The 2,982-nt window shown below is 29.8% G+C and carries 3 protein-coding genes; 2 read left to right on the top strand and 1 reads right to left on the bottom strand.

The features are described from left to right. The first annotated feature begins 68 nt into the window (after positions 1-68). A complete protein-coding gene (locus ACRCZX_RS00040) occupies positions 69-1,094 on the top strand; it encodes an IS6 family transposase (RefSeq protein WP_438580912.1) in 1,026 nt (341 codons plus the stop codon). A 442-nt stretch (positions 1,095-1,536) separates the two neighbouring features. After that, the gene (locus ACRCZX_RS00035; RefSeq protein ID WP_438580911.1) at positions 1,537-2,121 is read left to right on the top strand and encodes a hypothetical protein; all 585 of its coding nucleotides are present in this window, start codon (positions 1,537-1,539) and stop codon (positions 2,119-2,121) included. Positions 2,122-2,181: 60 nt separating this feature from the next. Here the strand turns inward: ACRCZX_RS00035 and ACRCZX_RS00030 are convergent, their stop codons facing one another. After that, positions 2,182-2,817: a recombinase family protein gene (locus ACRCZX_RS00030; protein ID WP_438580910.1), complete on the bottom strand. Its 636-nt coding sequence runs from the start codon at positions 2,815-2,817 to the stop codon at positions 2,182-2,184. Between the last annotated feature and the right edge of the window lie 165 nt (positions 2,818-2,982).

Genomic DNA, 2,982 nt, shown 5'->3' with positions numbered 1-2,982 from the left:
AATCCTTTGAGGTATAATAGTTATTCAAACAACCAATATTCCCCCCAAGAAAGGAGCAGTTTTTAACTATGTATATTAATAATATCTCTTGTCCTCGTTGTTTCTCTAAAAACCTTTATCGTTTTGGTAAAAACAATCTTGGACATCAAAAATACCAATGCAAAGAATGCGCTAGACAATTCTCTGTGAATTCTAAACTCGGTGATAATAGGCGTTCATATCCTAAATGTCCTATTTGTAATTCAGGAACATATTTACATCATGATTATCTTTACTATTCTAGGTTTAAATGTAATTCTAGAAAGTGTAATCACATTCATATTGCAGTAAAAAAGACTTCTAATTTTGATAATATTTCTTCTGAATTTAAATCTAAAACAATTAATATCAAAAGACTTCGAACAAATATCAATGTTGTCATTGATGCTTTGTATATGTATTTTGTTCATTCAGCTACCACAAGAGCTATTTCACAATACCTTTTAGATCGTAAAAATATTAAAATCTCTCATGTATCCATTTACAAATGGATCAAAGGTTTTGGAGGTATATTTAAAGATATCGTTTCTAAATATACTCCGCAAGATTTAAATCTATCTGATGAGTGGCACGTTGATGAAACTGTAATTAAAATCAAAGGTAAAAGATATTACATCTGGACTTTAATTGACTCTGAAACTAGATACGTTATTGATTGGTACCTTACAACTTCAAGAGAAGCAACCTCTGCTTTCCACTTATTTGATAAGGTTAAAAAGCGATTTGGAGCACCTAAATCAATAGTATCTGATAGATTACCTAGCTACAATATTCCAACAAAAATAGTATTCTCAGAATCTAAACATATTAAAGTTCAATCATGGTATGACGAAGTAACTAATAACCTAATTGAAAGCTTTTTTAAAAGATTTAAACATAAATATAGAACAACCCACGGTTTAAAGTGCGAAACAAGTGTAAACGCACTATTAGAAGGCTTCTTTTTCTTCTACAACTACATTACACCGCATAAAGGATTGAGTAACCTTACTCCTGCCAAAGTTGCTGGCGTAGAATATAGCGAAGTCAGCAGAAAAAATCTACTGCTATTTTAGCAAAGAAAAAGAATATTCTTTTTAAGGCATAGACAAGCTATGTCTTTTTGTGATATCATTTTTTTACAAAAATATTTCAAGTCGAAAATCTTTATCCCTTTTTTAGGAATTGGACCTATTTTTCATCTTTAGTTAACAGATTTTTAATTTTCTATAAACTATAAATTAATGCGTAATAATTATCTAATATTATATACTTTTAAAAACTTATTATCCACTTTAAATTTTATTTTTTTTACTCTTTAAGTACCCTTAAAGACCCTTAAAGACTCTTAAAGACTCTTAGACAAAAAATGACCCCCTTTTAGACCAGTAAAATCAATGGTCGGATGGGGGTCGTTTGTACTTATAATATGTAAATTGTAGTGGTTTTTATAATATGTTTGCATGATATATACATATTATGTTATAGTGAGATATATTATAACTTTTGAGGTGAAAAATGGGTAAAATTGGATTTAATAAAAATTTAAACAGATTACCAATATGTTTTGAAAAAGAGATTTTTGTAAATGCTTTTGGATGGATTTTAAAAGAGTTCAACAAGTGGAATAAAGGACTCGAAATAAAAGATAGAGTTATTACAATAAAAAAACGTGAAATATGGTCAGCATCTACAACTAGACCTTATACAAAAGAAGAATTCAGTGATTTTATTAAAGGTTTAACAGTTTCAAAAAGATATGAAATAGATAAAGAAAAAGGATATGGAATATCTGGAAGTATTTTTGTAACTCAAGAGATTGACGATGAAACTCTAAAAATAGAGATTCCTTCACTTTTCATTCCGTTTCTATTTTACAAACATGATATTAGCATAATAGATGCAGTGAATAAAAAAGAACCTCTAACTGTTAAAGAGCTTGATTATTGGGATACTGAACTAAAACATAAAAAAAGAGAGATTCTACTTTTAGAAGATGCAGAACTAAAGGGTATAGCTCATACCCATCAACTTAAGAAAAATAATTTTCTAAATCCAATGTGGGGTTTTCGGGAAAAAACCGACGTTTGGCCTATAAGCTAAACTAGAACCTAAAATCATTATTGCTACGAACAATTTTTTCATCTTACCACCACCTAAAATTTATTTTTCATCTCTTATTTTATAGAACATAGTTTTAGAGCATCCAATAGCTTTAATGACATCTTTTACGGATAGATAGTTTGGATTGTCTTTATCTCTAGTAAGAGGATAAAGTTGAAGGAACTTTTCTCGAAACTCATCATTCTTAGTTCTACCGAATTTCACACCTTTAGCTAAAGCTCTCGCTATCCCTTCTTTCTGACGTTGACGTAGCTCTTTACGTTCCCATTCTGCCCTTAGTAGGTCTACTTGCAACATTGTATCAAGCATAACATTTAGCATAGCTTCTGCAAGTGAATCAGCATCTCGCTCGACCAACTTTTCTTTTAGAAAATTATTTAAATAAGCTTGGTCTAAAGATTGAACAGTAATTCCATCTTTAGCTAGCTCTAACAAGCATTCACGGACCTCTTTTGCATCTCTACCAATTCTATCTAAATTTTTCACAACAATAACATCATCTTTTTTAGCCCAAATATTTCTTAATTCATTCCATGCTTCTCTACCATCAAAACTTTTTCCAGACTTCTTTTCTGCAAAGATAGTTCTAGCACTAGCACCCATCTCTTTGAAAAGCTCAACTTGTCTATCTAGATTCTGTGATTCTGAAGAAACTCTAGCATAATAATATTTCATAGTAGTACCATCCTTCTTTTTTTCATCTTATTAATTATATCTTGCTTGTGAAAAAAATACAAATACTACCTAGAGTTTAGTGAACTGTTGTTCTAAAATTAAAAAAAGTAATTTTGTGAACACTGAATTAGAACAATAATAGGAGTACACAAAAGTGTACTTTTT

This window comes from Cetobacterium sp. (genome assembly GCF_051658645.1).
In the GTDB taxonomy this organism is placed as follows: domain Bacteria; phylum Fusobacteriota; class Fusobacteriia; order Fusobacteriales; family Fusobacteriaceae; genus Cetobacterium_A.
This window is presented reverse-complemented; position numbering and strand designations above follow the sequence as displayed.